Here is a 26,720-nt window from a genome sequence, read left to right as displayed (position 1 = left end):
CGACTACCGGTACATGAGGTGTGAGCAGTGGCGTGAGGTTCTGTCGGCGCAGCTCGACGGCGAAGAGACTCCCGCCGAGCGGGCGGCGGCCGAGACCCACCTGGCCGGGTGCGACGACTGCCGGACGTGGTACGACCGGGCCGCGGCGGTGACCCGTCGGGCCCGCCTCTCCGTACCGGCGGTCGGCCGCGACCTCACCGACGTGGTCCTGGCGGCGCTGCCCGCGCCCGCGAAACGCGACAGGCGGAACCGCCTGGTGCTCACGCTCAGAGGGGCGCTGAGCCTGGTCGGCGCAATGCAGCTCATTCTGGGGTTGGCGCAGATCGGGCGCGGTGCCACCAGCGAACACCCGCACCCGGCGGGGGCGCTGGCGTCGGGGCACCTCTGGCACGAATCCGCGGCGTGGAACGTCGCCGTCGGCGCCGGGTTCCTCTTCGTGGCGGCCCGGCGCACCCCGCCCACCGGGCTGGTGCCGATGTTGAGCGCGTTCGTCGGCACCCTGGTGCTGCTGTCGGCCAACGACATGGTGACCGGTCGGGTCGAGGTGGCCCGGCTGGTCAGCCACGGGTTCCTGCTCGCGGGTTACGCGATCGTCATAGCGCTGTCCCGGCCCCGACTGCGCCCGGACGGACCCGCCAGCCGGGGAGGCGACGACGAGACCCACTGGCGTCTTCCGGCGGAGGGCGAGGCGGAGGCACCGAACCTGCGGCTCCTGCCGCCCTATCCCGGCTCGGCGCATCATCGGGACCGCACCGCGGCGTGAGCGACGCGCCGGGCCGCCGCCGGCTGCGTCGCCGACCGGCGGGAAACCACGCCGGTTCCAGGCGCCCGGAGGTTCGTACGGGCCGGCGGGGAAAGGTCAGCGCCTGTCGAGTTCCGATTCCAGCCGCTGGACGAGCGTCTTACGTCCCTTGCCGTCGCGCTCGCGCCGCAGCGCGGCCCTGAGCTGCCCCGTCTCAAGATGGGGGACGCGTTTGACCGCCTCGTTGACTCGCAGGTCCAACAGCCGGTCGATCGACGTGGTGTCGCTGCGGGCCCGTTTCGCCGGTCCGGTGTTTGACACGTACTGTTTGCCGGATCTGGACGCCCTTCTCTTCTTGACGTCGGTCGCGCGACGCTCCTCGTCGGAAAGCTCAGCCCAGGCCCGTTTGGGCAGGTAGCGGCTCGTCTCGCCGTCCTTGCGCGCTCGTGTGCCGCCCTCCCTGGTCTGCCACTGCTCGTGACCCCAGCGCTGCAGATTCCGCTGCCGCTCGTCCCGTGGACCCTGGTAACCCCCGCCGCGCTTCTGGTACTCCTTCGTGAGCAGCTGCGACTTACGTGCCGACCACTGGCCGGGTCTGCCGCCCTTGTCGGAGGCCTGGATCTCGTCCTTGATCTTCTGTCTCAGCTCGGGGTCCGTGTACCGCACCATGCCAGCGGGCTACCCGGGGCCGCGGGGCGTATGCCTGCACGCGATCGGCCGGCGCGTCGGCCCCGCGCGGCGCGGAACCGGCCTTGGGCCGGTGCGGCACGGACGGCCGAGGGCATCGCTGACCCCGTGACGAAGGAGTCCCCGCCGTCGGCACCGACGGCGGGGACTCCACTGTGGTGAGAATCAGCCCAGCGCGAGAGTCCGGGCGTCGGCGGCGATGACGGCGGCGGCCTCGGCCGGTACGGTCTTGCCGGCCTGCCGGTCCACCCAGCCGGCCAGCTGCGCGTACTGGCCGTGCGCGAGCTTGACGCTCATCGTGTTGAGGGCGGACTCGTCGGCGCCCGACGTGAGGATCAGGTAGCCGAGCCCGGCCTGGCTGACAGTCACGGTGAAGGTGCTGGTCGCGGTCGCGGTGCCCTCGGGGCCGGTCACCTCCGCCCTGATGGTGTGCCGACCCGGGGTCAGCTTCGCCAGGTCGAGCTGGTGCCCGGCGGCCGACTTCTCGCCGTCCAGCGTGACGGTGACGCTGTCCGCGTTGGTCGCGGCGACCGCGATCACCGGGGACTGGGCCCGGTCGAGCCGCGCGCCGTCGGCCGGCGAAGTGATCTCCACGGTCGGCTCGGCGGAGGCCCGCTGCATGAACGCGGAGTTCCAACCGACCAACTCCGACGCCCGGTTGGTGATGATCGCGTCCGTGTCGATCCGCTCCAGACGCTGCCACAGGCTGGCGGAGTCCATCGTCCAGGCCATCACCGCGACCCCGGCGGCATGCAGCGGGGCGATCACCTCCGGCCTGGCCAGCAGCGCGTTGCCGTCCGGGTTGTACGCGGTCAGGTGCAGCTCCTTGGAGATCGCCACCGGGTCGGCGTCGAGGCTGCTGCGCAGCAGGCCGAGCGGCAGCTCGGGGGCGAGCTCGTAGGTGTACTTGAGCGCGTCGACCTCGAAGCTCTGGACGAAGACCCGGCCCATCATCTGCTCGTCCCGGATCACCTGGATGATCGTCGCGACCTCGTCCTTGGTGTGCTTGCCCTTGATCTCCAGCAGCAGGTTGCCACCCCGGGTACGCAGGTCGGCGAGCTGCTCGGCGAGGGTCGGCACCCGCTCGCCGACGTACTGCGGACCGAACCAGGAGCCGGCGTCCAGCGCCTTGATCTGCGCGGCGGTCAGGTTGCGGATCTTCCCGGTCCCGTCGGTGGTCCGGTCGACGGTGTCGTCGTGCAGGATGAACGGGATCCCGTCCTTGCTCGGCTGGACGTCGTTCTCGATCCAGTCGGCGCCGCCTTTGCGCGCGATCTCCTGCGCGACCAGGGTGTTCTCCGGCGCGGCGGCGGACGCGCCACGGTGCGCGATCACCGTGAACGGGCTGCCCTCGGGGCGGAGGTAGCCGTTCGGCGGCAGCTCGGTGACGAGGATGTCGTCGTACGAGACGGTGCCGCCGTTGACGAACAGCGCCTGGACGCCGTCGGTGGAGCGCTGGAGGCTGCTGGTCCGCATCGCCTCGCGCCCGTCGAAGATCCAGCGGGCCTGGTTGCCGTGCACCTCGACCGCGACCCGCACGTCCCGGCCGGTGCCGGCGGCGTACGGCGCGGAGGCGGTGTTCGTCACCACCCAGGCGTCGGCCGTGGTCCGCTGGGCGAACTCGAGGCCGTTGGCGGCGGTGGTGCCGCTGCGCATGGTGGCGATCCACCATGGCGTGGCGCCGTCGGCCGGAACGTCGATGCCGAGCGAGGCCCAGCGGGTGGCGGCGGAGACCGACTCGAAGCGCATGGTCGCCTCGAACCGGAAGTCGTTCAGGTGCCGACCAAAGGTGACCTTGTTGTTCGCGCTCGCGCTGGCCGAGGTCCCGTACAACCTGCCGTTCTCGACCTTCCAAGCTCCGTCGACCGCGTTCCAGCCGGCGGGCAGTGACCCGGAGGAGAAGTTCTCCGAGACGACGACAGCGCCCGGTTCGGCGGCGGCGGGGGACGAGCCGGTGATGGCCGTCGCGGCGGCGCCGCCGGCCACGGCGAGCGCGGCGGCGACGGCGACGACGCGGGTACGCGTCACGGCGAGCCTCGCGGCGGCACGGCCGGACGGTGAGGGTGCGGATGGGACAGTCATGGCCGGGACGCTACGGAGGGCATCCGAATCCGCCATCAAATGAGCGTGGCCACCGCCGTAACGCCAGATGTACGCGGCGCCGCCGCGCTCCGCCCCGGTGGTCGAGCGGATCGCCGGTCCACCACTCTGGACGATCGATCGATCGCATTCCTCGCGCGGTCGCCCGGCTCTCGCCCTCTGCTGTAGTTGTTCTAGTAGTACGCGAACGAGTTGTTCACTGTCGTGCCGGAGAGCGGGATGCCGCTGGAAGAGCAGATCGCCGCCAGCGTGCGCCGTGCGCTGGTTGACGGATCGGTACGGCGTGGCGACCGGCTGCCAGCGGCCCGGGAGCTCGCCGACACCTTGAACGTCAACATGCACACCGTGCTACGGGCCTACGCGGCGCTGCGTGACGACGGGCTGATCGAGCTGCGGCGCGGCCGTGGCACCGTCGTGACCAGCGCGGCGCCCCGGGAACAGGCGCAGGTGATCGAGTGGGTGCGGCGGCTGGTGGCCGACGCGCGACGCGCCGGTGTCGGCATGGACGAGCTGTGGGCCTACTTCGCCGCGACCATGATCCTGCCGGCCGCGGCCGCCGTGATCTCGGGTTTCGTGGCGTTGCTGCTGGCAGGCCGGGTCCCGGCGCGGCGATCCGATTCCCACGAGCCTCTTACCGTCGCCGCGGCGGAGCCCACCGGGCCGGCCGCGGAGCGCAACGCCGAGCGACTGCTCTGGTGGGAGTCGCGTCTCCTGCGTCCGGTGGTGTGGGCGGCGGCCGCGCTCGCGCTCTCCGGTCCACTGCTCGCGACCGTGCTGGTGCCCTTCGTGGGCATGCGGAGGAGGCCCGCCTCGACGCGTCGACCTGGCTCGCCCGCGGAACGCCGCGTGGCGCGACCGACCCCACGCTGCCGCTGCTTCCCGGCCGGGTGTTGACCCTCCGGTTGACCGACGGCACCCGACGCCTCATCACGTGTCGAGACGTCCGCACGGCAGTCGACACGGTCAACACCCTGCGCGCCCGAGTGGCCGCCGGATGAGTCGCCGCCGTCCGGCCTCCGGTGCCGGGCACCGGGGGCCGGACGGCACGTCGCCGTCAGCCGTGGCCACCCGACGTCGGGCGCACGGTCGGCTCTCAGGTGTCGTTGTCGGTCGGCGGGGACGTGACGGTGGCGAGCAGCTCGACGCGGCGGTTCTGCGCTCGGCCGCTGCCGGTGACGTCGGGGACTTCGAGGCGGGTCTCGCCGTATCCCTCGGCGCTCAGCCGGTCGGCGGTGACACCATGCCCGACCAGGAAATCCTGCACCGTACGAGCGCGGGCACGGCTGAGGGCGAGGTTCGAGTCGGCCGAACCGGTGGAGTCGGTGTGACCCTCGATGCGGACCCGAGCGCTCGGATTGACCTTGAGGATCCTGGCCACCGTCACCAGACTCGTACGGGTGTCGGCGCTGAGTGAGTCGCCGCCGGAGGCGAACGTGAGCCGCGGCAGCTCGTTCAACTGTCGTTGAACGTCAGGAACCTCGATCCGGTCGACGACCACGGCCCCGGTGTGCCGGGCGGCCGTGCGCACCGCGTTCCTGTGCAGTTCGGAGGGGACGGCTCCGGTGAGGGACAGCGTCCCGCCGCCCAGCTCGACCCGGGCGCGGTCAGCGTCTCGGCCGAACGCGCGGAGCACGTCCGGCAGGCCGGCGAGCGCCGCGTCGCCCACGCGCGGGTCGACGCTGAGGTCGTCGTCGGCGGCGCCGGAGACCGCTGTCGCCGCGTCGACCAGCGCGGTCCGGGAACCCACGGTGGGTACGGTGCCCCGCAGGGACGCGGTGTCGTGGCCCAGGGCCACCACCACGGTGGGTGGCACGGGGACCGGCTCCCGTGCCGCCGCGGGCGCCTCGGACTCGACGGTCCGTACGCCCTCCAGCGCCTGGACGACGTCCAGTGCCCGGTCGGCTTCGGCGGCCGAGCCCGCCGTCAGTCTCCCGTCGCGCCCGGTGAAGGTGACCCGCACGTCGGAGAGGCCGGCCGCGCGGAGCGCCACCGTGGAGCGCTCGGTCAGGTCCGTCTCCATCCGGTGCCGGTTCGGCAGCTGTTGGGCCGTGACGAGCACGGCCAGACCGAGTATCGCCACGATCAGCGCGACGATCGGGTTGATCCGGCGCCCGTGGCTCGGGAGAGGAGTCTTCGTCATCGGGCCCGCCCCGCCGCCTGCGCCTGTGCCGCCGCGTCGACGTCCCGACCGGCCACCAGTCGCTCGGTGAGTTCGAGGAAGCCGGCTTCGTCGCCGTCGGCGAGCAGCCGGGCCTGGCGTCCCCACGTGACGAGGCTGGGAGCGAAGGTGAGCCCGGCCGCCTCGATCGCCGCGCGCCGGGTGTCGTCGTCGGTGTCGGCGAGCTGGCCGAAGGAGTGGATGCCGGCGGCACGCAGCGCGGCCGCCATCTTCGGGCCGATGCCCTCGATGCGCTCCAGATCGTCGTGACCGGTGCGGGCGGGCTCAGCGGGAATGGGCACCGGCGCGGCGGCGCCGGTCGAGTTCGGTTCCGGTTTCCGGTTGCCCCAGAGGAGCCAACCGACGAGCAGCCCCAGCAGGAACGCTGCCAGGATGATGAGGAGCGACTGGTTGATGAACCAGGCCACGTGAGGCCTCCAAGAAGGAACGTACGGGATGCGATTCCGCAGCTCGGGCGGGAGGAGACGCGTCGTTCGAGTCGCGAGACGGCGACCGGCACGGACGTGGTCGCCGGGACCGTCCCGAGCGCGGAACGCGCAACATCCTATGTGGACAGTGGGGTCCGGAGGCGGCGAATCGGCGGGGCGGGTCGGTACGGCGGCCGTGGCGACGAGCCATTGGGGCCGGCTGCCCACTTTCCCCGGCCGCGACAGGCGTAGGAGTGATCTGCTTCGATGTTGCGCCACGTGTCGGATGAACGATCCGCGGGTCGCGCCGTAGCGTCGATGCATTTCGTGCCGGCGTGGTCGCCGCACGTGACCGCCGGGTGGCCGCCGCAGGAGCTGGGCGGCGCACCGCGACGGCGGCCCACGGGCGGCGGGCATGCCGGCACCGACCCCCGAAGGAGCAACGTGCCCCTACAACCGTTCCGTAGGCGACGCCATGCCGCGTTGGCGCTGTCCACGGCGCTCGTCGCGTCCCTGACGCCGCTGGTCGCGCAACCCGCCTGGGCCGAGCCGGACGAAACCGCCCCGGGCAGAACGGCCTTCCTCACCGGCCCGAACGAGGGCGCGCCGAACGAGATCGCCGTCCGCTACCTGCGGGCGCACCCGGCCGAACACGGCGTTACCGCCACCGACCTCTCGGACCTCGCGGTGGCCTCCAGCTACACCAGCCCGCACAACGGCGTGACCCACGTCAATCTGGCCCAGCGCCACAAGGACCTGGAGATCTTCGGCGCCACCGCCACCGTCAACGTGGCCCGCGACGGCAGCGTCGTCTTCGTCGGCAACTCGCTGGTCACCGGGCTGCCCGAGGCGGCCACCAAGGTCGCCGCGTTGGACGCCGTCGAGGCGGTGCGGGCCGCAGCCGACGGCCTCGACCTGGCCGAACCGGCCACCCCACGGGTGATGAGCCGCAGCGCCGGTGCCGCGCAGCGCACCGTCGTCTCCGGCAGTGGCATCTCCGAGCAGCCCATCCCGGCGAAGCTGGGCTGGCAGCCCACCGACAAGGGGCTGCGCCTCGCCTGGCAGATGGTGATCGACGACTCCACCGACGTCCACCTGTGGAACGCCACAGTCGACGCCGAGACCGGGGAGCTGCTCGGCGCCGACGACTGGACCCACCAGGACGCCCCGGCCGACCTCGCCACCACCCTCGGCCGCCGGGAGGCGCCGACCGCGACGCTCGCCACCACGAACGTCCCGGCCGCGAGGATCACCCCGCCGAACCCGGTCGACGACGGGTCGAGCTACCGCGTCTTCGAGTTCCCGAAGGGCGACCCGAACGACGGCCCGCAGAGCCTCGTGACCAACCCGGCCGACGGGGACGCCTCGCCGTACGGGTGGCACGACACCGACGGCACACCGGGCGCCGAGTACACCACCACCCGGGGCAACAACGCGCACGCCTACACCGACCAGGACGCCAACAACCAGGTCGACCCGGGCAGCCCGGCCGACGGCGGAGCCGGCCTCACCTTCAACTTCCCGGCCGACCTGAACGAGCACCCGCAGACGTACAACCAGGCCGCCGTGGTCAACCAGTTCTACTGGTGCAACGTCGTGCACGACCTGACCTACCGGTACGGCTTCGACGAGGCGTCCGGCAACTTCCAGGTCAACAACTACGGGCGGGGCGGCAACGGCGGCGACGACGTGCAGTGCGAGGCGCACGACGGCTCCGGCCAGAACAACGCCAACTTCTCCACCCCGGCGATGGACGGTGGTCGCCCGCGGATGCAGATGTTCCTCTGGCCGGGCAACCAGTTCGGCCTGCCCAACACGGTGACGATCGACGCGGGCTCCGCCGCCGGTACGTACGAGGCGGAGTACGCGCGGTTCACCCCCGCGCCCACCAGCGCCGGGTTTGCCGGTCAGCTGGTGCAGGTGGACGACGGTGTCGGGGCGAACGGCGACGGCTGCACCCCGTACACCCTGCCCGGCGGCGCCATCGCCGTCGTCGACCGCAGCAGCTCCTGCAACTACCACACCCAGGTCGTCAACGCCGAGACGGCGGGCGCGGCCGCAGTGGTGGTCGTCAACAACGTCGCGGGCGCACCCGCGGTGATGAACGGTTCCATGGACCCGGCGGTCGGCATTCCCGCCGTCATGGTGAGCCAGGCCGACGGGGCCGGCATCAAGGCCGGCCTGCCCGCCTCCGGCCGGGTGCAACGCAACCTGGCCCGCCCCGCCATGCGGGACGCCTCGTTCCGCTCCGAGACGATCTTCCACGAGTACGGCCACGGCGTGTCCAACCGGCTCACCGGCGGCCCGACGGTCAACTGCCTGACCGGAGAGGAGCAGATGGGGGAGGGCTGGAGCGACTTCCTCGCGATCACCTCGCTGCTCAACCCCGCCATCGACGACCCGGAGAACGCCCGCGGCTACGGTCAGTACGCCCTGTTCCAGGACAGCCGGGTGGGCCCGGGCATCCGGCCGCGGCCGTACTCGCGGAACATGGAGATCCAGCCGTTCACCTACGACAGCATCAAGACCGGCGGCTGGCTGGACGGCACCTCGCTGGCCGCGCCGCACGGCATCGGGCACGGCTGGGCGGCCGTGCTGTACGACATGACCTGGGACCTCGTCGACCGGCACGGGTTCAACCCGAACGTCTACGAGCCGTGGAACACCGGCGGCAACAACCTCGCCCTCCAGTTGGTGATCGACGGCCTGAAGATGCAGGGCTGCGGCCCCGGCTTCGTGACCGGGCGCAACGCCATCATCGCCGCCGACGCGGTACTCACCGGCGGGGAGAACGCCTGCACCCTCTGGGCGTCCTTCGCCCGGCGCGGCCTCGGCTACAGCGCCGTCCAAGGCACCACCGGACGCAACGACAACAGCGAGGCGTTCGACACCCACCCGTCCTGCCGCGCCGACTTCATCGGCCGCGCCGCGCAGCCCGCGCTCAACCCGGTCGACGCCGGTGACGCCGTGCCGATGAAGTTCCAGCTGGCCGGCAACCGGGGCCTGGACATCCTCGCGAGTGGCTCGCCCTACTCGCGGCTGGTCGACTGCGACACCCTGCAGACCGTCGGCCCCGACGGCGCTGTCACCCCCCGACCTCTCCCGGTCGCCGCCCGCAACCCGGGCGGGTCGAAGCTGTCGGTGAACGCCACGGGGCGGTACAACTACCCGTGGAAGACCGACGCGGCCTGGGCCGGCACCTGCCGTGAGTTCGTCCTGACTCTCGACGACGGCTTCCAGTACCGCGCCTACTTCAAGTTCAACGGCTGACCCGGCACATCCTGAGACGGAGGGAGCGTCCCGATCGGGCGCTCCCTCCGGCCGTGCGGCGGGCATGCCGGCGTCAGGCCTCCGGCTCCTCGTCGAGTACGGCGTGGCCCGAGGGATCGATGCGCAGATGTACCCGGCTGCCGTCGGTCAGGGTCACCGTGAGGTGCACGTACCGGTGCAGGTTGCGCGCGATCAGTCGGGCCGTGAGCAACGGGTCGTACGCCTCGGGGGCGAACCCGTCGGGCGGGGTGAGCGAGGCATCGTACCTGCGCACCTGGTCGATCAGGGCGTTCGTGCGGTTGCGCAGCGCGTCGATCTGCGCCGGCGGTGGCGACGCGATGCCGGCCATGAGCCACATGAGCTGGTAACGGCCCTCGCCGCGCTGCTGCCGCAGCCGCTCGGCCGCGCCGGGGTCGTGTGACTTGAGCTGGTCGATCGCCCACTCCTCGACGACCAGGTACCGCTCGTAGACCTGCCGGGAGACGGAGGAGGAGAGGACGACCTGGTTGGTGCGGGCGTGGCCGCGGATGTAGCGGGAGATCTCCTCGGCGATGGTGAGGTGGTCGCCGCCGGCCCGTAGCGCTCCGCTGAACAGCTGGTCGAGGTTGTGACGCGGGGTGTGCGCGTCGGGCCGGGGCCACTCGCTCGGGTCGGTCGCCGGGCCCGGCTCCGGGGTGCTCTCCAGCTGGTCCAGCAGGTCGGCCACCTCGTAGCCGAACAGCTGGGCGTAGACCGGGCCCATGATCGGGTCGCTGACGAACCTGCCGTTCGGGACACCGCCCTCGGTGCGGTCCGCCTCGAGACGGCCCACGAACCGCATCTCGACCGCGTAGAGCCGCCCCTGCTGCTTGAGGTGCTGCTCGTAGCGGTAGTTGACGGTCTGCCCGATGCCGTCGCCGCGCGGTGCGACCCGGGACTGATCGGTGTTCAACCCGCTGCTGTGCGTGTGCGCCGGGTCGGTCGGGGGCGCGGCGTCGTTCACGCCGAGCGGCACGCCCTGGTTGACGCCGCCCACCACGGCAGCGCGCAGATGGCTCCGGTTGGCGCTGACGCTCGTACCGGCCTGGTCCTTCGCGTACCGGCCCGTGCCGCTGCCTTCGACGGGGTAGAGCACCTTGAGGTGGTAGAGGTCGCCCACCAGGTACAGGCTGGCCCGGGTGCCGGAGTGACCGGGCAGGAAGATGTCGTCGGCGAGCTTGTGGCGTCCGCCGGCCACCGCCTTGTGCAGGAAGTTGCTGAGGTGGCTCGGCGAGAGCAGCGGTTGCAGGGTGACCGCCGAGCGGAAGGTGACGTCGTTGGCCTCGGTGCCGAACATCCGGCCGAGCAGGTCCCACCCCACGTTGAGCGCGTCGTCGAGCCGGGCACTGACGATGTGCTTGTCGCCCGGCAGCCGCGTGAGCGGCTTCAGGTCGCTCTCGTCGAGCGAGCTCGGCAGACGGCGGGTCTCGACGATGCTGTGCGGCAGCTTCAGCACCAGCTCGCCGTCGAAGCTGCGTCGCACCGGCTCGCCGCGCTCCGTCCATCTGCGGTAGCCGTGGGTGAGGAGGTTGTTGATCGGCCGGTTGGCCGTGTCGAGGCGTACGACCTCGATGTCGAACGAGACGGCCGCGCGGGCACGGTAGTGGGCGATCCAGTCGTAGACGGTCTGTTGCTCGCTGCTCTGGTGCGACTGCGTCACGCCTGAGCTGGTCCCGCCGGAGAAGTTGACGTCGAGGGGACCGCTGGTGTTCGAGGTCTTCCCGGCGCCACCGAGTTCCGTTCTGGCCGGCGAGAAACCGTAGGAGAAGCTCTTCGACCGGCCCTCACTCTGCCCACTGTGCGCGTGGCTGTAGTTCTCGATGCCGTTCTTGTTGACGAAGTCGAAGATCTTCGGACGGGAGTCCAGTCTCAACTTCAGTTTGATCTCCACCGCGTCGGCCAGGAACGGACCGACCCGGTTCGTCAGGAGCAGCGTGGTGCCGTGCACCTGTACGAGGTCCTCGATCATCGGATGCAGGCGGGTTCCCGAGAACAGACCGTCGATGACATCGAGGCCACCGACGAGTTGTCCCATGACCGCCTTCTCGCCCACGACGCGGCGATACCACAGCTTCAAGCCGCTGCGGCCCGCTTTGTTCGGGGTCCATTGCGTGCGGTGGGCGCCGAGCAGTCCGGGCGCCGCCGTCTCGATCGCCTCGCGCAGCATCTCGATCGGCCGGATCGTCTGCCGGCCGGGGGCGGGTGGGCCCGGCGGGGTCGCCGGGCCGGCCGGGGCCGCCGGCGCAGAGGTCGCCGTGCCCGCCGGGCCGGCGGCTCCGGACGCGCCGGGCGCGTCGGCCTCCGGGGCGGGCCGGTAGAACGTCAACGAGTGGATTCCGCTGTGCCCGAGGGCGACGGGGGCATCCGGCTCCAGATAGTCGGGGATGTTCAGCTCGTCGACGCTGTTCAGCCCGAGTTCGAGCAGGCGGTTGCTGAGAGCGTCGTGGGTGGGGTCGGCCAGCACGACCCGCAACGCCGCCCGCTCGCCCCGGTTCGGGTCCTCCGCCAGCCCCTCCGACTCCCGGTCCATCCGGTCCAGGACGGCACGTACCACCTGGGCGTTGAGGTCGAGCCGCTCGTCCGGGTTCCCGTTGCCGTCCTTCCACCGGCGCAGCGCGTCCATCAGCTGGTCGTGGTCGATGGACAGCTGGCCCTCGCCGTACCGGGCGAGCGCCTCGGGCTCCGGAAGCAGATACATCATCGGACGCTGACCGACGTGTTCCGAATCGGGCCGGTCCACCCCCGTGGGCCGGAACTTCCCGTGCGATTCACGGACCCCGCTCACCGTGAGGTCGACGGTGCTCACGAAGGCGTACGCCCGGTGGAAGCTCAGTTCCAGGATCTCCTTGCCGCCCGTGCGCGACATCGACTTCGACTTGTTCGAGCCGACCCGGAACCAGGCGGAACTCTGGCCGGTGATCGCGGCGAGGTTGTCGACGTCGCTCAGCGGGACGTGGAGCTTGTCGTCGGCCGAGACCTTGATGCCGTGACCGCTGCTGTGCGAGTGCGATGTCTGGGACAGGTACAGCTTGATCAGACCGGCGACGAAGTTCTCGGGTGTCGCGCCGACGAAGGCGCTGGGGCCGAGCGCGCCGTGCACCCCGAGCGCGCCCTGCTTGTGGCCGAGGAAGCCGGACTTGAAGAAGTTCTCGGACTCGTATTCGTCGTGCAGGATCTCCTTCAGGTAGGACCGTACCGAGGTGGTGCTGACGAAGTTCGCCACGTCCTCGTCACCCGGCTGGCCGGGGCCGGTCAGCGTCGGTTGGAGGTTGCGCGCCGCCTGGAGCAGACCCGTGGCGTCCACGTAGTAGACGACGGCGTGCTCGATCACACTGAGGTCGGTGGGTTCACCGGTCGGGGTCACCGCGAGGCGCTGCGTGTTGATCCCGGGTATGAGATGGACCGTCGAGGTGCCGTCGACCTCGCCGCTGTTCCAGGTGCGCGCGGAAGTCGCTCCGTGGTGGCGACCTGCGTGAGATGCGTCGCCAGCGCGGGAGCCGCGGGCCGTTGCGCCGGCGTCCGTCGCCGTCCGCTCAGCCGATTCCTGCCCCCGTCGGCGGGTCCGGTGGTCGTACTCGACGCGGACCCGGAACCGGCTCGGTAGGCGGTACTCGTTCGAGGTCCCCGGGTACTCCAGCAGCTGAGGTTCGTTGAGCACCCGGCCGGCGGTCTGCGAGGCACCCTTCGTGCGGGCGTACTCCAGCCCGATGCCCCAGGTCTGCATCAGCCGCACGCCGGCGGAGAATCGGGGACCGACCGAGAACGTGCGCGACCCGCTCGCGGTGTACGAGCCCGCGCTGCCGCCGATCGACAGGTTCACGAGGTGGTATTCGCTCGTTCGCCGTTGCAGGTGCGCGGAGTTGTTGTTCTGGCCGAGCCGGCTCAGCTCGGCCGGGTCCTGCGTCGCCTGGATGGTCACCCGGGCCTGCCGCAGCCGCCTGTCCTTGGGGTCGCCACGCAGCGTGACGGAGAGGCCGTCCTGGTGGAGCTGGTCGTAGTAGGCGGAGAAGGTGTTGCTGGAGATGAACTTGTAGACATCGGAGAGGTTCGTGAACCGGCTGTTCTTGCCGATGCGCGCGTCGTTGCCGAGCTTCGGGTTCTTCGCGAACGGGTGCCGCGCGCGGCGCGGGACGTACCCGGTGCGGCGCAGCTCGGCGAGGATCTGCCGGCGCAGCTGCGCGGCGACGTCGTCGTCGACCTTCGCCAGCCCCATGCCGATGCCCTTACCCCGTGCGACATGGTGCGGGAGGATCGTGTCGTGCAGCTCGCTCGCCGGCGTACTGCCGTCGTCGATCAACCCTGGAGCGTAGGGGACCGCCGACGTGCCGGGCGGCAGCGGTTGCCGGAACGCGGTGACGTCGACCGGGAACCCGTGCGCGAACGCGTCCGGCTCCGGCAGGCGGAGCAGGGCCGTACCGGTAACCCCGGCGACGGACTGCGGCTCACCGTCGGGACGGCTCGCCGCGGACAGGGTGGCCGTGTGCCGGAGCGAAGTCCGGTAGCCGGCGGTCCGACCGGTGTAACGCGAGACGTGCACCCAGATGCCGGTGCGTCCAGCGTTGATCGCGTCCTGGTTGGTCCAGCTCCAGCCGAGGCCGACGCTCGGCCCCAGCACCAGCCCCGGCAGGGGTACGAGGTTGAGTTCGCCGTTGATCCGCAGATCGCTCTGGTTCGCGAGACTCGAGTTTCCGCTGTGCGCGATGATCGCGGTGCTGACCCGCTCGATGTGCGACTTGGCGCTGGTGGCCCCTTCCCGCTGCGGCGTGCCCGGCACCCGGCTGGTGTGCACGTTCACCGTCGCGACGACGTCACCGTGCTTGTCGTGCAGGGTGATCGGGTAGCCGTCGTTCAGGTCGTTGACCGCCGCGTCGAGGTTGATGCCCAGCTTCCACAGGGTCTGCCGTAGCTCGCGGCGCTCCGGGCCGTCCGCGTCGAGCGGCAGGCCCATGCTCCGCAGCCCGTCGACGATCTGGTGGTAGAGCTCGGGCAGCCCGGTGAGCCCGGTGGCGTGATAGGTGTCCGGGATCCGCTGCTGCCGCGCCTCGAACTCCGCGCGCAACTGCTCGTCGGTGGGCGGAGCGGCGGTCACCTGCGGCTTCCCGCCCTCCAGGTAGTGGTCCGGAATCCACACCTCCAGGCGCTCCTGGTCGGTCGGATGCTCGTCCGCGCTGGACCAGTCCGGGGGTACCTCCGCCCAGTCGGGAGAGCTGCTCCGGCGTCCCGTCAGCGTCCACTGCGAGGTGTCGGTGCGTACCCGCACCGTCCAGTTCGGGGTGTACGAGACCAGCGTCGAGTCGATCCGGTTGTCCTCCACCCGGCCCGACTCGGCGTCCTTGACGTTGGTCGTGCTGCGGTCGACCTTGTTAGCCGTGCCGGCGACGTTCACGCCGAACCGGACGACCTGCAACAGACCGGGGGCGATGCCGACGCCGACACCGAACCCGAGGCCCAGACGCAGCGCACCCGCCTGCCCGCTGTTGGTGTGGGAGGTGCCGCCCGTGTTGAAGCCGCCGGTGGTCGCCTGGTTCGCGTGGAAGACCTTCTTCGGGTCGTCGGAGTCGTCACGCCGCTTGCCCTTGCCGCCCGAGTCGCTCCGACCCTCGCCCTTCTCGTCCGTACCGGTCGAGCCGTCGTCCTCGGCGTCCCAGTCGTCGATCGGTGGGCGCCCGGGGTGCGCGTAGGCGGGATTCGGCGCGAGCGCGGGGTCGGCCGGGTCGAGCTGGACCAGCACCTCGACAGTGCCGATCTGGACGAGGTGGCCACCGCCGACGAGTTCGCGGTAGTTGTTGAGCAGGCGGGCCGGCAGCACCCTGCGCTCGTTGTCCGGCACCTCCACGTCTCGCGCACGTACGGCCGCCACGATCCGGTCGGCCACCTCGTCGAGGTAGGGCAGGGTTCGGTGCGGGATGCCGATGGTGTGCACGATCGAGTTCGGCTCCGGCGGGCGTACCGTCGACGACTGCGGGCCGCCGGTCGCCGCCTCCGGCGATTCCTCGTCCCGCTTCGGCGCCGCATCGGTGGGGTCGCCCTCGACGTGGCCCGGCCGGCGGATCGCGTCGTGCCGGTCCGGTACCGGCACGGTGGGCATCACGTGACCGTCCGCGGTCACCACCAGCCGCAGCACCGGCGCGCCGGCCAGGTCGAGCGCGGCGGTACGGGTGCGCGGCACCACCTGGACGCCGTCGGGGTGGATCAGCTCCACGCGGACCCCGAGAACCTGCGCGAGGGTCTGCGCGATCCGCCGGGGAGCGTGTTCGGGCAGGGGAACTCCCGGCGTGGCGAGCCTCCGGATCCACGACAGGACCCGGTCGCGCCGCGCCCCGAGGACCTGCGGCGAGAGACCCAGCAGAGGAGCGGCGGTGCCGCCGGTCGCCGCCAGGTCCGCCTGCAGCAGCGTGGCGAAGGCGTGGCGCAGCGCGGGCGCGGTCCACCCGGCGAGTCCGGACAGCCCCGGCTGCCCGTACGCCGCGGACCGCAGCAGAGCCTCGAACAGCGCGTCGGGACCGGGGTCGGTCCACACCGCACCCACGCCGGCCTCGGCGAGCCGGGCGACCTGGGAGTCGGTCAGCCGGTTCACGGTCGTCGAGCCCGGGGGCAGCACGGTCCAGCCCGCCGGGTCCGGCGCGGGTGGCGTGGGCTCCGCCGCCGCAGCTGCCCGGGTCTCGCGCAGCAGTCCGGCGAGGGTGCCGCCGGTCGGCGTGGCGGTTCCGGCCAGCGCCTCGGGCAGCGCAGCGGCAGCCACCTCGGGCGCCGGGAGGGACGAGTCGGCCTCGCGCCCGAGGATGTTCTGGAGGAACAGGTCCAGCGCGGAGAAGGACGCGACGTCGCTGGGCATGTGCCCGGCCGTGCCGGGACCCTCGGTGACCAGGACCTGGTCGGCGTCGGCCCGCATCAGCGCCGGGATGCCACTGCGGGGCGCGGTGGCCAGCAGTTCGCCGTCGTCGGTGGCGACCAGGAGCAGGGCACCCCGTTCCTGACCAGTGGTGCCGGTGAGGATGGTCTCGCCGTTGGGAAAGACCGCCGCGATCGGACGCTCGATCAGGTTGGCGGTGAGCGTGAGCATCGCCCCGAGATTGCCGTTCATGCCGTCGTCGAGATCCAGCGCGGCGAGGATCGACCCGGGCACCTGGTCGGCGCGCAGGCCGTTGCCGATCCAGGTGGTCACCTCGCGGACGGTTGCCTCGTCGGTCGGGTCCAGGCCGATCCGGGGGCCCGGGGCGTCGTCGCCGCTCAGCTCCGCCAGGAGCATTCCCGCGATGGTGGTCGGCCACGCGTCCGGGGGCTGGGCGGCGAGCAGGTCGCTGCCCGGCAGTTGGTAGTGGGTGAGCGTGGCGGCGACGACGGAGAAGATGTTGTCCTCCGGGGCCACGACCGCCCGCAACCCGAACCGGTCGAGGACGGCCGCGGTGGGCCGGGTGAGCGCTCCCGGCCGGGTGGCCCAGGAGAGGTCGTCCGCCACCGGCTCCGCGACGTCGCCGGTCAGAGCCGGCAGCGCGTTCGCCCGGAACGCCCGGTAGGCGTCGAGAGCGCCATTGGTTTCGGCGGGGGTCAGCGCACTGAGGGGCGGCGATGTCGACGTCTGCGAGCGGCTCGGTCCGGCCGGACCCTGCGAAGTGCCGCCGGGACGCGGCGAGGTGCCGCCCGAGGTGTTCGGACGGGTCGGACGCACTGCCGACCGGGCCCCACGCGACGTGCCGGAGTGCGAGCCGGTGGTGCTGCGTACGGCGAACCGCCGTCCCCGGCGACCCCGGCGGCGTCTCTCCGGTGCCGCCTGCGAGGGGGGCCGGGACGACTCCGAATCGACCGTCTCCTCCGTCGTCCATGGATCCCAGCGCTGGTCGTCCAGCCGTTGCCGATCCGCGCTGGTGCCGCCGTCGGCGCGACCGTGTTCGCTCGCCGGCACGCTGACCCAGATCCGCGCCCAGTCCCGGCCCGGGCCCTGGCCGAACGGTCCCGCACCGGGCAGCGGCGTGGTCGCGACGCGACTGCTGAGCACAACCGCGTCGTTCGCCCCGGCGTGGCTGGTCAGCAGCTCCCGAAGGACCGCGGTGAGCCCGGCCGCGCGGGAGCCGGCGATCCGCCCGCCCGGCCCCCGGCGGCCTCCGTTCGCGCCGGGTAGCACGGGCAGCAGCTGTTCGACGAGCCGGTCGACGAGCCGCGTGCTCTGGCCCGGCCCGACCTCCACGTGCAGACGCAACGGCGGAAGTCCCTCGTCGGCCCGGCGGGACGCTTCGGCCGCGATCGAGCGGACGTAGGCGTCCAGCTCGGCCCGGTTGGCCCAGGAGAGTTCGATCGCGCCCGGATCGAAGGCGAACGAGGTGTCGAGATCCCGCCGGAACGGTGGGGCGGGCAGGGGTGCCGGACCCTCCCGCAGGAACCGGTCGATGAGGTCGCCCGCCAGGCGCTCGGTCTCGTGCCGTTCCAGGTGGTCGCTCGTCCGCAGCAGGTCCACCACCCGGTCGACGAGTTCGGCGCGCTGCACCGGTGCGAGGGTGTCGACGGTGGCGGTGACACCCGGCTGCCGTCGCCGCTCCCCGATCACCTCGTCCGCCCATCGCCGGTACCGGCGCAGGTCGGCCGGAGGCATGGCCGCCAACCGCTGCCGCACCTGCCACGGCTGGGTCGTCGCCGCACTGAGCGGCGTCACCGGTCCGGAAGTGACCCGCATGCGTCGCGTGGGCTCCAGGGTGGTCAGCGCGGGATTCTGGGCGCGGCGGTCCGGCACGTGCCGGGGGCTGGTGCCTCGCTGGTTCGCCGCGGGACGCGGATTCGGCTTACGCAGTACCCGGCGTCGCCTGACGGGGGTCGCCTCGGGCTGCTGTCGGGTCGGCTGGTTCGGCGTCTCCGCCGAGCTGTCGGTCCGGGCGCTGTCGTTCGAGGCCGACCAGCGCGGCGGCGTCGAGAGGAGCCCGTCGAAGGGTCGTCGTTCGCCGTCGATGTCGTCGTTGACGACGTCCCACGGTGTGCCGTCCGGAGTGAAGAGTTGCCAGCTTTCACCGTCGACGGTGCTGAGTTCGGGCTGCGGGCCGGTGACGTCGACGAAGAGGTCGGTCGGCGCGGCGACGACGTCGCGCCCGGTGGCGGTGGCGAGTTGCTGGGCGAAGCCGCGCGGGAGCGCGCCGGCGGCGCAGGAGAGCAGGGCGATGGGCGTGGCCTCTGGGAGCCGGCCGGCCAGGATGGTCGCCAGCTGGCCGGCGGTGACGCGGACCTCGCGGATGTCGCCGTCCGATCCACGGACCGGTACGCGGACCCCGTCGCCCGCGGGGTGCACGGCCACCGGGGTACTGGTTCCGGCGGCCAGCATGTCGCGTCCAGCGAGCTGGTTCAGCTCGCTGTCGGCGAGCAGCGCCCACCCGTTGCGCAGTTCGGGCACCCGGCGCAGCAGCACCTCGGCGCCGTCGGCGAACCAGGTCCCGTCCTCGTTCGAGGTCAGCTGCGCCACCGACCGTAGGTCGGCGCTGGTCGTACTCGAGTCGCCGAGGAAGAAGCCTCCACCGACGGGACGATCCGGCGCCCCGGCGTCGGGGCGGGCGGCCGCGGCAGCCGGTGGCCGGCTCGTCAGCTGCTGCGGTGCCACGCCCCGTCGCTCCCGCGGCGTACCGGTCGGCGGCGCGTCGCTACCCCCGCGGTCCGGCGCGGGCTGCGACGTCGGGGTGGCCGAAGGCCCGTCCGCGGGCGGCAGAAGGGCGACGAGTGGCTCGTTGATGAGTCTGCCGACCGACTTCAACACGAACTCGGCGACCTGCCGGTGATTCGGGTCCGCGTCGACGAAGTCGTTGATCGCCGTCCGGAGGGCCCGGACCGGTGAGGTCAGCCGCAACCCGGCCGGCATGACCGCCGAAGGGTCCACCGGGGGCGCGGCCAGCACCACCGCCCGCAACGTCTGGACGAGGGTGCGACCCGTCGCCGTGTCCGGGAGGTTGAGGAGGATGGTCGCCATCTCGTCCGCGCTTCGGACGATCCCGGTCACCGTCTCGACGTCCTTGTTGTGTTGGTCCCAGTTGGTGAGGCGTGGACCGACCTGCCGGAACTCGACCGGGACGAGCGGAGCCCTCCTGCTGCGCGCCGGGGTGTCGATCGCGTCGGCCACGTCGAGCACGTGCGCCTGGCTCAGGTTCTCGTCGCCGACCAGCAGCTGGTCGAGGAAGCGCTGAGCGGTCACCGTGCCGAGGGACGGCGGCGCGTCATCCGGGAGCCCCTTTCCGGCACGGAGGTACATGCCGAGCAGGTCGGCCGGACTCTCGGGCCGATTACTCATGTTCTCGTGGAGCGTGGCGGCGAAGATGGCTCGAACCGCGTGCCGGTTCTGGTGCAGCCAGGTCCGCATCGGCTCCGGCAGCTTGCCGCGGAGATCGTGGAGGGAGACCCGGGACGCGGCGGTGAGGAACGACTTCGGGATCCCGCCCGCGCCGCGGCCGTGGGTCCACCACAACGGGATCGCCGCGGCCTGGACGAATCCGAGTGCCAGCACGCCCGCCAGCAGGCTGACGTCCTTGTCGAAGTGCGCGAGGGCACGGACGAAGTCGGCGTCCTCGTTGGCGCGGGCACCATCGGCCCGGTCGTCGGCCGCCGGTCCGGGACGCCCGAGGTACATCGCCGCGACCCGGGCGGCGAAGTCGCGGCCGGCCCGGACCATGTCCTTCGCCTCGCCGTCGCGGATGTGCGGGTGCACTCCGGCGAGGACGTTGAGGAGGGTGTGCACCGGTAGTCCCGCGGTGATCTGCTGGAAGAGCGTGTCCTCGTGCGGGAAGCGATCCGTCCAGGAGGTGATCTTCCAATTCCGGGCCTCGTCCGCCAGCACGTAGCCGTCGCGGAACAGATCGCCGAGCGGAACGTTCGGGGCGCTGCGCAGGACGCGCCGAATCTCTTCGATGTGCTGCTTGATCCGGGCCGCGTTCTGAATTCGCTCGCCCCTGAGCATTCCCCACGGCTGGGGCACGATCTCGGGAATGTAGAGGTCTTCCCGTTGCACCACCGTGACCCCGGCGGGCATCTTGCCTCGATCGAGATACCACCTGCCGTCCGAGCCCTTGTAGTGCCTCGCGCCGTCGACCTTGACCCGCACCAGCCCATCCGCGGTGCGGAGCATCTCGATTCCCTGCTCCTGGTCGGCGTACTCCACCTCCACGTCGTGCAGCTCCAGCTCGGGAGCCCCGTAACCGACGTCGTGGTTCAGCGCCGCATCGATCAGGGCGGCGCCCGGAGAAGCTGACTCGGGCCGCGTCGCCGAGGCGACGACGTCGCCCAGCGCGGGGTGATCGACCGTGACGACCTGACCGTGCGGGCTGATCAGCACGAAGTGGAGGTCGATCGCCTGGCGGACGATCTCCGGTGTCACGTCGGTGCTCGTCTGGCTTCGACCGTCCGAGAGCCGTTGCGGATCGGCCCAGCGGACCCCCTCGACGGTGTGGTGCAGTGCCAGCACGTGTCCGGTCTGACCGTGATCACGGCTGACCACGACCAGAGCGGTGGCACCGACACCGGCCCGTTCCACCACGTCACGCAGGGCGTCCGCCGGCTCTGCCCGATACCAGCCGGGTCCGGCGACGAGCCCGGCCCGTACCCCGGCGACACCGCCCCGGGCGGCCGCCGAGTCGTCCGCGGCCTCTGCCGGCCGGATCCCGTCCCGGTAGACCGCGCCGGCGAACTGGTTGACCAGGTCGGCGCAGTCTTCCAGCAGAAGCGCGTCCAGCAGGGTCCGTTCGCCGACGACTTCGTCGAGGACGTCGTCGAGGCCCTGCGGCGTCAGTCGAACAGGCTCGCGGGCGTGCCGCTCGCGCTCGCCACCGGCCGGCGGGCGGGCCTGCGACTCGGCCGCGTTGCCGGTCTGTGATGTGCTCGCCGGCGGCGTCCCGTAGGCCGGCGGGTCGACGTAGTCGGGCGGGGGAGGCGCCACCGGGTTCTGCCGACCGGCGCCGGTGGTCTCCAGCCGCAGGCTCCCGTTGGCGTACGCACGGACCCGTGGCCGGTCGGCCACGATCGCGGCGAGGTCGACCAGCTGGTAGGTCCGCCGCTGACCGTTGGAGAACTCGACCGGCACGTCGCGTACGTACCGGCCGGGTACCGCCATCCGGGTCTGGACGTACCGGTCGTCGGGGTGCAGCGCGGCCAACTCCTGGCCGCGCAGCCAGTCGTTGGTGTTCCGCGCGGTGGCCTGCCCCAGCTCCGCCGGCAGGGTGAGCCAGCGTGGCCGGTCGTCCACCGGCACCGGGGCGCTGTCGAAGGCCCGGCGGGCCGCGGTCAACACCTCGGGAACCACCGGGCCGGCCGTCCGGGCGAGCGCGTGCACCGCCGCCTCACCCGAGTACGCCCGACCACCGGGCCGCTGGCCACCGGTCAGATCGGTGAGCAGCGTGGCCAGGGTCAACCGGCGGATCTGGGCGACACCGCGCTGATCGCGGTTGGTCCACACCGCCGCACCGCCCTGCCGGGCGGCCCAGTGCTGCGGTGACTCGCGTCCCTCGACCTTCCGCTGCTCGCGACGCTGGGAGACCACGATGGCGTGCTGCTCCAGCGCCTGATGGAACGGGGTCTCGTGCCAGGGGACGTCGCCAGGTGGATAGGGCAGCACCACGATCGGCCGGCCCTGACCGTCACCAGTCGGCGGGAGCATCGACTGCACGTACTGCTCGGCGGCGATCCACTCACCGTCCGCCGCCGACCTCAGCAGCGTCCCCGGTGGGTGGCCGTCGACCGTCTGGTCGTTGAGCAGTCCGGTCTCGACGCGAATGCGGCCGATGGAGTCCGGTGGGATGCTGTCGAGCAGCAGACCCCGGACCGCGGCGTGCGCCTCCGTCGCCACCAGCCGCCCGTCGGCGTGCTCGTTCACCCAGATGTCGACCTCGTGCCGGACCGGTTGGCCTTCCGCGTCCGGCACGGTGAGGAACCTGGGCGCGAGGACCACCAGGTGCTGTTCGGGGCCGGCACCGGATCGGGGCAGGGTGACGGTTCCCCCGTGCAGCCCGTCGGGCAGCCGCACCTCGACGGTTCGCTCACCAGGCCCCGGCACTGGCCGAAGCGCACCCAGCCGCAGCCAGTCGCGGACCCGGCTGAGCCGGTCGGCGGGGTGCTCCGCGTCGCCGATGGGCACCCGGACCGTCGGGCCGAGCGGACCGTCGGGTGCGGCCGGCGGGACCGTGGCCGAATACCTCGGCACCACCTGCAACTCGCCGTCGTCCAACCCGTGTTCGGCGGCGAGCCGTGCGGCCAGGGACGCGTCGGTGAAGCCGTACCGGTTGGGCTCGCCCCGCAGCCGGGCCCGAACCTCGGCGTGCAGATCGATCGGCGGAGGCGCGGTCGACCGCGCCATGGTCAGCGCGGTGGCCAGGTCCTCGTACACGGCCCCGTGCAGGATCCACCGCGGTCCGGACCGCCACCCGACCCAGTCCCACACCGACGGCGCGGCCGGCGCCGACACCAGGACCGCGGCCGGAACAGGCTCGCCCCGGCGGCGTCGCTCGTCGATCACCGCCTGGATGTCCCGCGCCGCCGTCGCCGACCGGTTCAGGTCGGCGTCGTGCAGGTAGAGCAGCAGGACGTCGTCCGTGCTGCTGGGGATCAGGTCGTCGAGCAGGTCGGAGACCTCGACCAGACCCGTCAGACCGGTCGTCGCGAGGTGTGGCGGGTCCATGTCGAGCGAGGGCAGCACGGCGGCCAGCACGGTCGCGCCCGGCGGCACGGTGAGCCGCGCGGCGGCCGCCTCCAGATCGGCAGTGGTCACCGAGCCGTCCGGGGGCGGCGGGAGCAGGCGTACGCCGCCCGGCAGCGCCCGGGTCGAGGCCAGTTTCGGGTGCAGCGGCTCGGCGGCCAGTGCGCTTCCTGGCGGACCCGGATAGTCCTTCGTGGCCTTCGTGGCCTCCGGGTTCTCCGGGGCCGAGCCGGTGCTCGCGGGGAGGAAGTGACCAAGTTCGCCGTTCTCGTCGAGGACCAGGTGCACCGTGCCGCCGAACACCGCCGGTAGCGGCTCCCGGCCCGACAACCGGTCGTCGAGCCGGAAGACGGTGACGCCGTTGCCCTGCCGTGGCTGCGTCTCGATCTGCGCGAAGCGGTGCTCGTCGAGCCGCTCGACCAGCACGACGTGCATCTGGTCGTTCGGGATCGCCACCCAGACCGCGGTCACCCCGCCCGGCCGCAGGTCCGCCAGACGCTCCAGATCCGAGTCCCGGAACCGGCCGCCCAACTGGCCGGCGATCGTGTCGACGTCCCGCTGCCCGGCCTGGTCGTCGCGGTCCCGGTTGCGGGCCCCGAGCGCCATCAGCAGGCGCCGCACCCGGGGCGCGCAGTCGGGACTGGTGCCGTCCCACTCGGGTAGGGCGGCAATCGCCGCCCGGATCGCCGGCGACACCTCGGCGGACGGGTCGGTGCTCACCTCCGGACCGTTCGGAACCATGCCCGGATAGCGGCGCGTCGACGGGTCGAGCAAACCGCGTGCCACACCTGCGGGGCCGGCGCCGCCGGGGCCGGTCGCGGTGGGTGACGGGGACAGGGCGGTGCCGGCCTGGTCGGCGACGGCGCGCAGGGTGGACCGGAGGTCGGTCGCGTGACGCTGCGCTTGAAGCAGGTGGTGCGCGACCTCGGGGGCGGGCGTACGCAGGTCGGTCAGCCGCTCCAGGAGCACGGTGAGCTGGTCGGCCGCCATACCGATTCGGTCGCGCCGACGCGCCGACATCGCCGTGAGGTTCCCGTCCGTGGCGGTGTGTACGCCGACCAGGACAGTCGCGGTCTCCTCCGGCGACAGCAGCGGCGGCCTGCCGTCGGCGGCGTCCAGCCCGAGCAGCGCCTCGAGGTTGCGTACCGCGGCGAAGAGTCCGTCGAGCCGACCCTCCGAGGTCGTCTCGCTCCACCACCGCGTCGCGTCCCGCACCGCCTCCAGGTGCTGCCGCCGGTCCCGGGACTCACCGAGGCTCAGTGCGTTCAGATCGGTCACCAACTGATCGGCGAAGTCCTGCCGGGCGAACCCGTCCGGCGCCGGCGCCGCACCGCCGGAGTCCGGCGCTCCGAGCCATCGGGGGGAACGCGGCGAGCGCGGGAGCAAGGGCGACGCCGGCGAGGGCGGCGCGATTCCCTCAGGGCGGCCGGACCGACGCGGAGTGTCCGGTGTGACCGGCGGGCTGTCGAGGAAGCGCGGCCGGCGTGGGGTGGTGCTCGAGCCGACCGCGGTCAGCGGGGTGTTGCCGGCCCGCCGTGGCACGACCGTCACGGGCCGGGCCAGCTCCGCGAGGCGCCAGGTCCCGGGCGGATCCTGCCCGGGCACCTCGGTCAGGCCCAACCGCTGCCGCACGACCGGCGGCAGCTCGAGCACCTCGACGTCCACCGGGCCGTCCTCGTGCTCCGGCGGCACCAGAGCCCGGTCGGTGACCGTACGGACCTGTCGCGCCAGGTCCGGCGTCTCGAGGATGTACTCGACCACCGCCTCCCAGGCGGCGGCCGGATCGGGTAGACCGTTGACCACCGGTGCCACGCCGGTCAGGTGCAGGTCGCCCTCCCGGTTGTGCAGACCACGGATGAGCGTGGCGGTGACCCGGGCCAGCACCTCCGGCACCTCGTGCGGCAGGTACGCCCGCTGCGGGTCGAACGGTCGCCGGGACATCCAGCTGTTGGCCGTACCCATCCCGACCTGGCGCAGGTGCGGCAGGTCCGGATACGGCCGCCGGTGGCCGACGTCCTGGCTCAACCGCCCCAGGTTGTCCGGGCCGGTACGGCTCATCACCGAGTGCCGGCGCGGCCGCAGCATCGGCTGTCGTACCCAGATCTCGGCCGCGTCGCGCTGCTCGCTGTCCGGGATCGGCACCAAAGCGCGTTGCGTCTTCCCGTAGTTCTGCTCCAGACGCTCCAGGTAGCGCCAGAAGAAGGGGTGGCCGCGGGAGGAGAACATCGACGAGTTGCCGACGAGCTGGCGATCGGGCTGGGCGTGGATGGCGTACCCGTCCTCCTGGAATAGGGTCATCAGCTCGTCCAGCCACGCCGGGGTCCTCGTCCCATCGTCGAAGTGGAGCACCGCCCTCGACAGTGAGTTGTCGCCGTCGGTCTGCCACCCACCGAAGATGGTCAGCAGCAGCACCTTGATGATGTCGGCCCCCGCCGCGTAGCCACGGCCATGCTGTTTGTTCAGCTCGGCCAGCAGGAAACGCTGGATCGGCAGGCCGAGTTCGGCGTGGAAGACCTCATCGATGTTGATCAGGCGGATGTTGTGTCGCTGCGCCCAGTCGAGCATGTCGCGTACCGCGTCGAGGCGGTCGTTCTCCGTCTCCTCGACGCTGCGGAACTCCGGCAGCCGGGCGGCGGCGAGGAACTCCGCCCGGGTGACGTCGGTGAACAGGTTGGTCCGGAACCCCTCCCGGCCGGTCCTCCGGGCGAAGGCCTCCAGGTTCCGCCGGAAGTCGTCCGTCGTCGCCGTACCGGTCAGCGGACCGCCGAGCCAGATGGCGTGCACCATCAGCGGCAGCTCGATGACGTCCGGCAGGCGGCGTAGGTCCTCGGGCAGGCGTGCGGTGTTCGGTGCCCACCGCCGCCGGTCCGGGGTGCCGTCCTGCGGAATCGGTGCCCGTACGTCCTGCCAGACCGTGTCGGGGAAGGCTGGCAGGTCCTCCGGGCGCACCTGGTAGCCCTCCACCCGCTCGGGGTGCGCCATGTCCAGGAAGTCGAAGAACGCGTAGAGCTGGTCGGTGCGCAGCTGGTCGTACGAGAAGTCGTCGGCCAGGAAGTTCGGCATCGGCGCCGGTTCCAGCAGCCCGAGCAGGTCTGGTCCGAGCACCGGGTCGGCGGGGTGCGGCACGACGCTCGGCTGTTCCCAGGCGTACAGCTCGTTCAGCAGGGCCGCCGCCGGTCCGTCCACCGGCGGCAGCATGCTCCCGCTGCGCAGCGGGGGTGGCGGCACGACCAGCGGCGGCAACGTCGGTCGCAGCGACCCGGACGTGCCGCGGCGCGTCCCCGGGCCAGCGCCCGAACTCCCCGGCGTCGGACCGGACGACGAGCGGCCGTCGCCGCCGCTCTCGCGGCGCTGTGCGCCGTCGCCGTTCTCGCCGTTGCCGAGCGTGCCGGCCGCGCCACCCAACTCGGCCGGGTCGACCGCTGCCGCGCCCTCCGGCCGGGGGATGTCCTTGCTCAGCGGAAGGAACAACAGCTCACCGACGTACGCCGGCATCCGGGCCAACCCGCCGTGCTGCCCGTCGAGGAACACCACACCGTTCTCGTCCCGCAGCACGTTGAAGGCGTGCGACGTTCCGCCCAGCCCCGCCGCGGTCACCGGATCCCGGACCAGCAGCACGCCCCGCGTCCCAGCCGGCGCGGCCTCCATCGCCGCCCGGACCGCCTCGAC

At 72.2% G+C, this 26,720-nt stretch carries 8 protein-coding genes (1 of these 8 cut by a window edge); 3 read left to right on the top strand and 5 right to left on the bottom strand.

Annotated elements, in window-relative coordinates; translation table 11 throughout:
* Window positions 1-13 precede the first annotated feature (13 nt).
* Entirely contained in the window at window positions 14-763 is a 750-nt protein-coding gene (locus BXA10_RS08950; protein WP_076469655.1) for a zf-HC2 domain-containing protein, read from the top strand.
* Between the two features lie 96 nt (window positions 764-859).
* Here the strand turns inward: BXA10_RS08950 and BXA10_RS08945 are convergent, their stop codons facing one another.
* Together BXA10_RS08945 and BXA10_RS08940 are read right to left on the bottom strand one after the other, a co-directional pair.
* Entirely contained in the window at window positions 860-1,411 is a 552-nt protein-coding gene (locus tag BXA10_RS08945; protein WP_076469653.1) for a DUF5872 domain-containing protein, read from the bottom strand.
* Window positions 1,412-1,594: 183 nt separating this feature from the next.
* A complete protein-coding gene (locus tag BXA10_RS08940) occupies window positions 1,595-3,511 on the bottom strand; it encodes a glycerophosphodiester phosphodiesterase (protein WP_076469651.1) in 1,917 nt (638 codons plus the stop codon).
* A gap of 210 nt (window positions 3,512-3,721) precedes the next feature.
* Between BXA10_RS08940 and BXA10_RS08935 the strand changes: the two genes are divergently transcribed.
* Entirely contained in the window at window positions 3,722-4,423 is a 702-nt protein-coding gene (locus tag BXA10_RS08935) for a GntR family transcriptional regulator (RefSeq protein ID WP_245828182.1), read from the top strand.
* Between the two features lie 199 nt (window positions 4,424-4,622).
* Here the strand turns inward: BXA10_RS08935 and BXA10_RS08930 are convergent, their stop codons facing one another.
* Together BXA10_RS08930 and BXA10_RS32095 are read right to left on the bottom strand one after the other, a co-directional pair.
* Window positions 4,623-5,669 carry an OmpA family protein gene (locus BXA10_RS08930; RefSeq protein WP_076469647.1) on the bottom strand — a complete coding sequence of 349 codons (1,047 nt, stop codon included), beginning with the start codon at window positions 5,667-5,669 and terminating at the stop codon, window positions 4,623-4,625.
* Entirely contained in the window at window positions 5,666-6,115 is a 450-nt protein-coding gene (locus tag BXA10_RS32095) for a helix-hairpin-helix domain-containing protein (protein ID WP_076469645.1), read from the bottom strand. Before BXA10_RS32095 ends, BXA10_RS08930 begins: the two co-directional genes overlap by 4 nt.
* A gap of 444 nt (window positions 6,116-6,559) precedes the next feature.
* On the opposite strand from BXA10_RS32095, the gene BXA10_RS08920 reads away from it, so the two are divergent.
* Window positions 6,560-9,385, top strand: coding sequence for a M36 family metallopeptidase (locus BXA10_RS08920; RefSeq protein WP_245828181.1), 2,826 nt, complete (start codon window positions 6,560-6,562; stop codon window positions 9,383-9,385).
* Between the two features lie 73 nt (window positions 9,386-9,458).
* Here BXA10_RS08920 and BXA10_RS08915 read toward each other — a convergent pair whose 3' ends face one another.
* Window positions 9,459-26,720, bottom strand: partial view of a toxin glutamine deamidase domain-containing protein gene (locus tag BXA10_RS08915; RefSeq protein WP_139337930.1) — the 3' portion only. 12,891 nt of this gene lie beyond the right edge of the window; only the last 17,262 of its 30,153 coding nucleotides appear in the window; its start codon lies beyond the right edge, outside the window — the gene reads right to left on this strand; the stop codon is at window positions 9,459-9,461.

Source organism: Micromonospora avicenniae (assembly GCF_900156065.1).
In the GTDB taxonomy this organism is placed as follows: domain Bacteria; phylum Actinomycetota; class Actinomycetes; order Mycobacteriales; family Micromonosporaceae; genus Micromonospora; species Micromonospora avicenniae.
The sequence above is the reverse complement of the archived record's forward strand: the minus strand, read 5'-3'. Positions and strand labels throughout refer to the sequence as shown.

Coding starts and splice junctions, on each gene's coding strand:
- BXA10_RS08930 (WP_076469647.1), bottom strand. CDS start 5,669: ATGACGAAGACTCCTCTCCCGAGCCACGGGCGCCGGATCAACCCGATC.
- BXA10_RS08950 (WP_076469655.1), top strand. CDS start 14: ATGAGGTGTGAGCAGTGGCGTGAGGTTCTGTCGGCGCAGCTCGACGGC.
- BXA10_RS08945 (WP_076469653.1), bottom strand. CDS start 1,411: ATGGTGCGGTACACGGACCCCGAGCTGAGACAGAAGATCAAGGACGAG.
- BXA10_RS08940 (WP_076469651.1), bottom strand. CDS start 3,511: ATGACTGTCCCATCCGCACCCTCACCGTCCGGCCGTGCCGCCGCGAGG.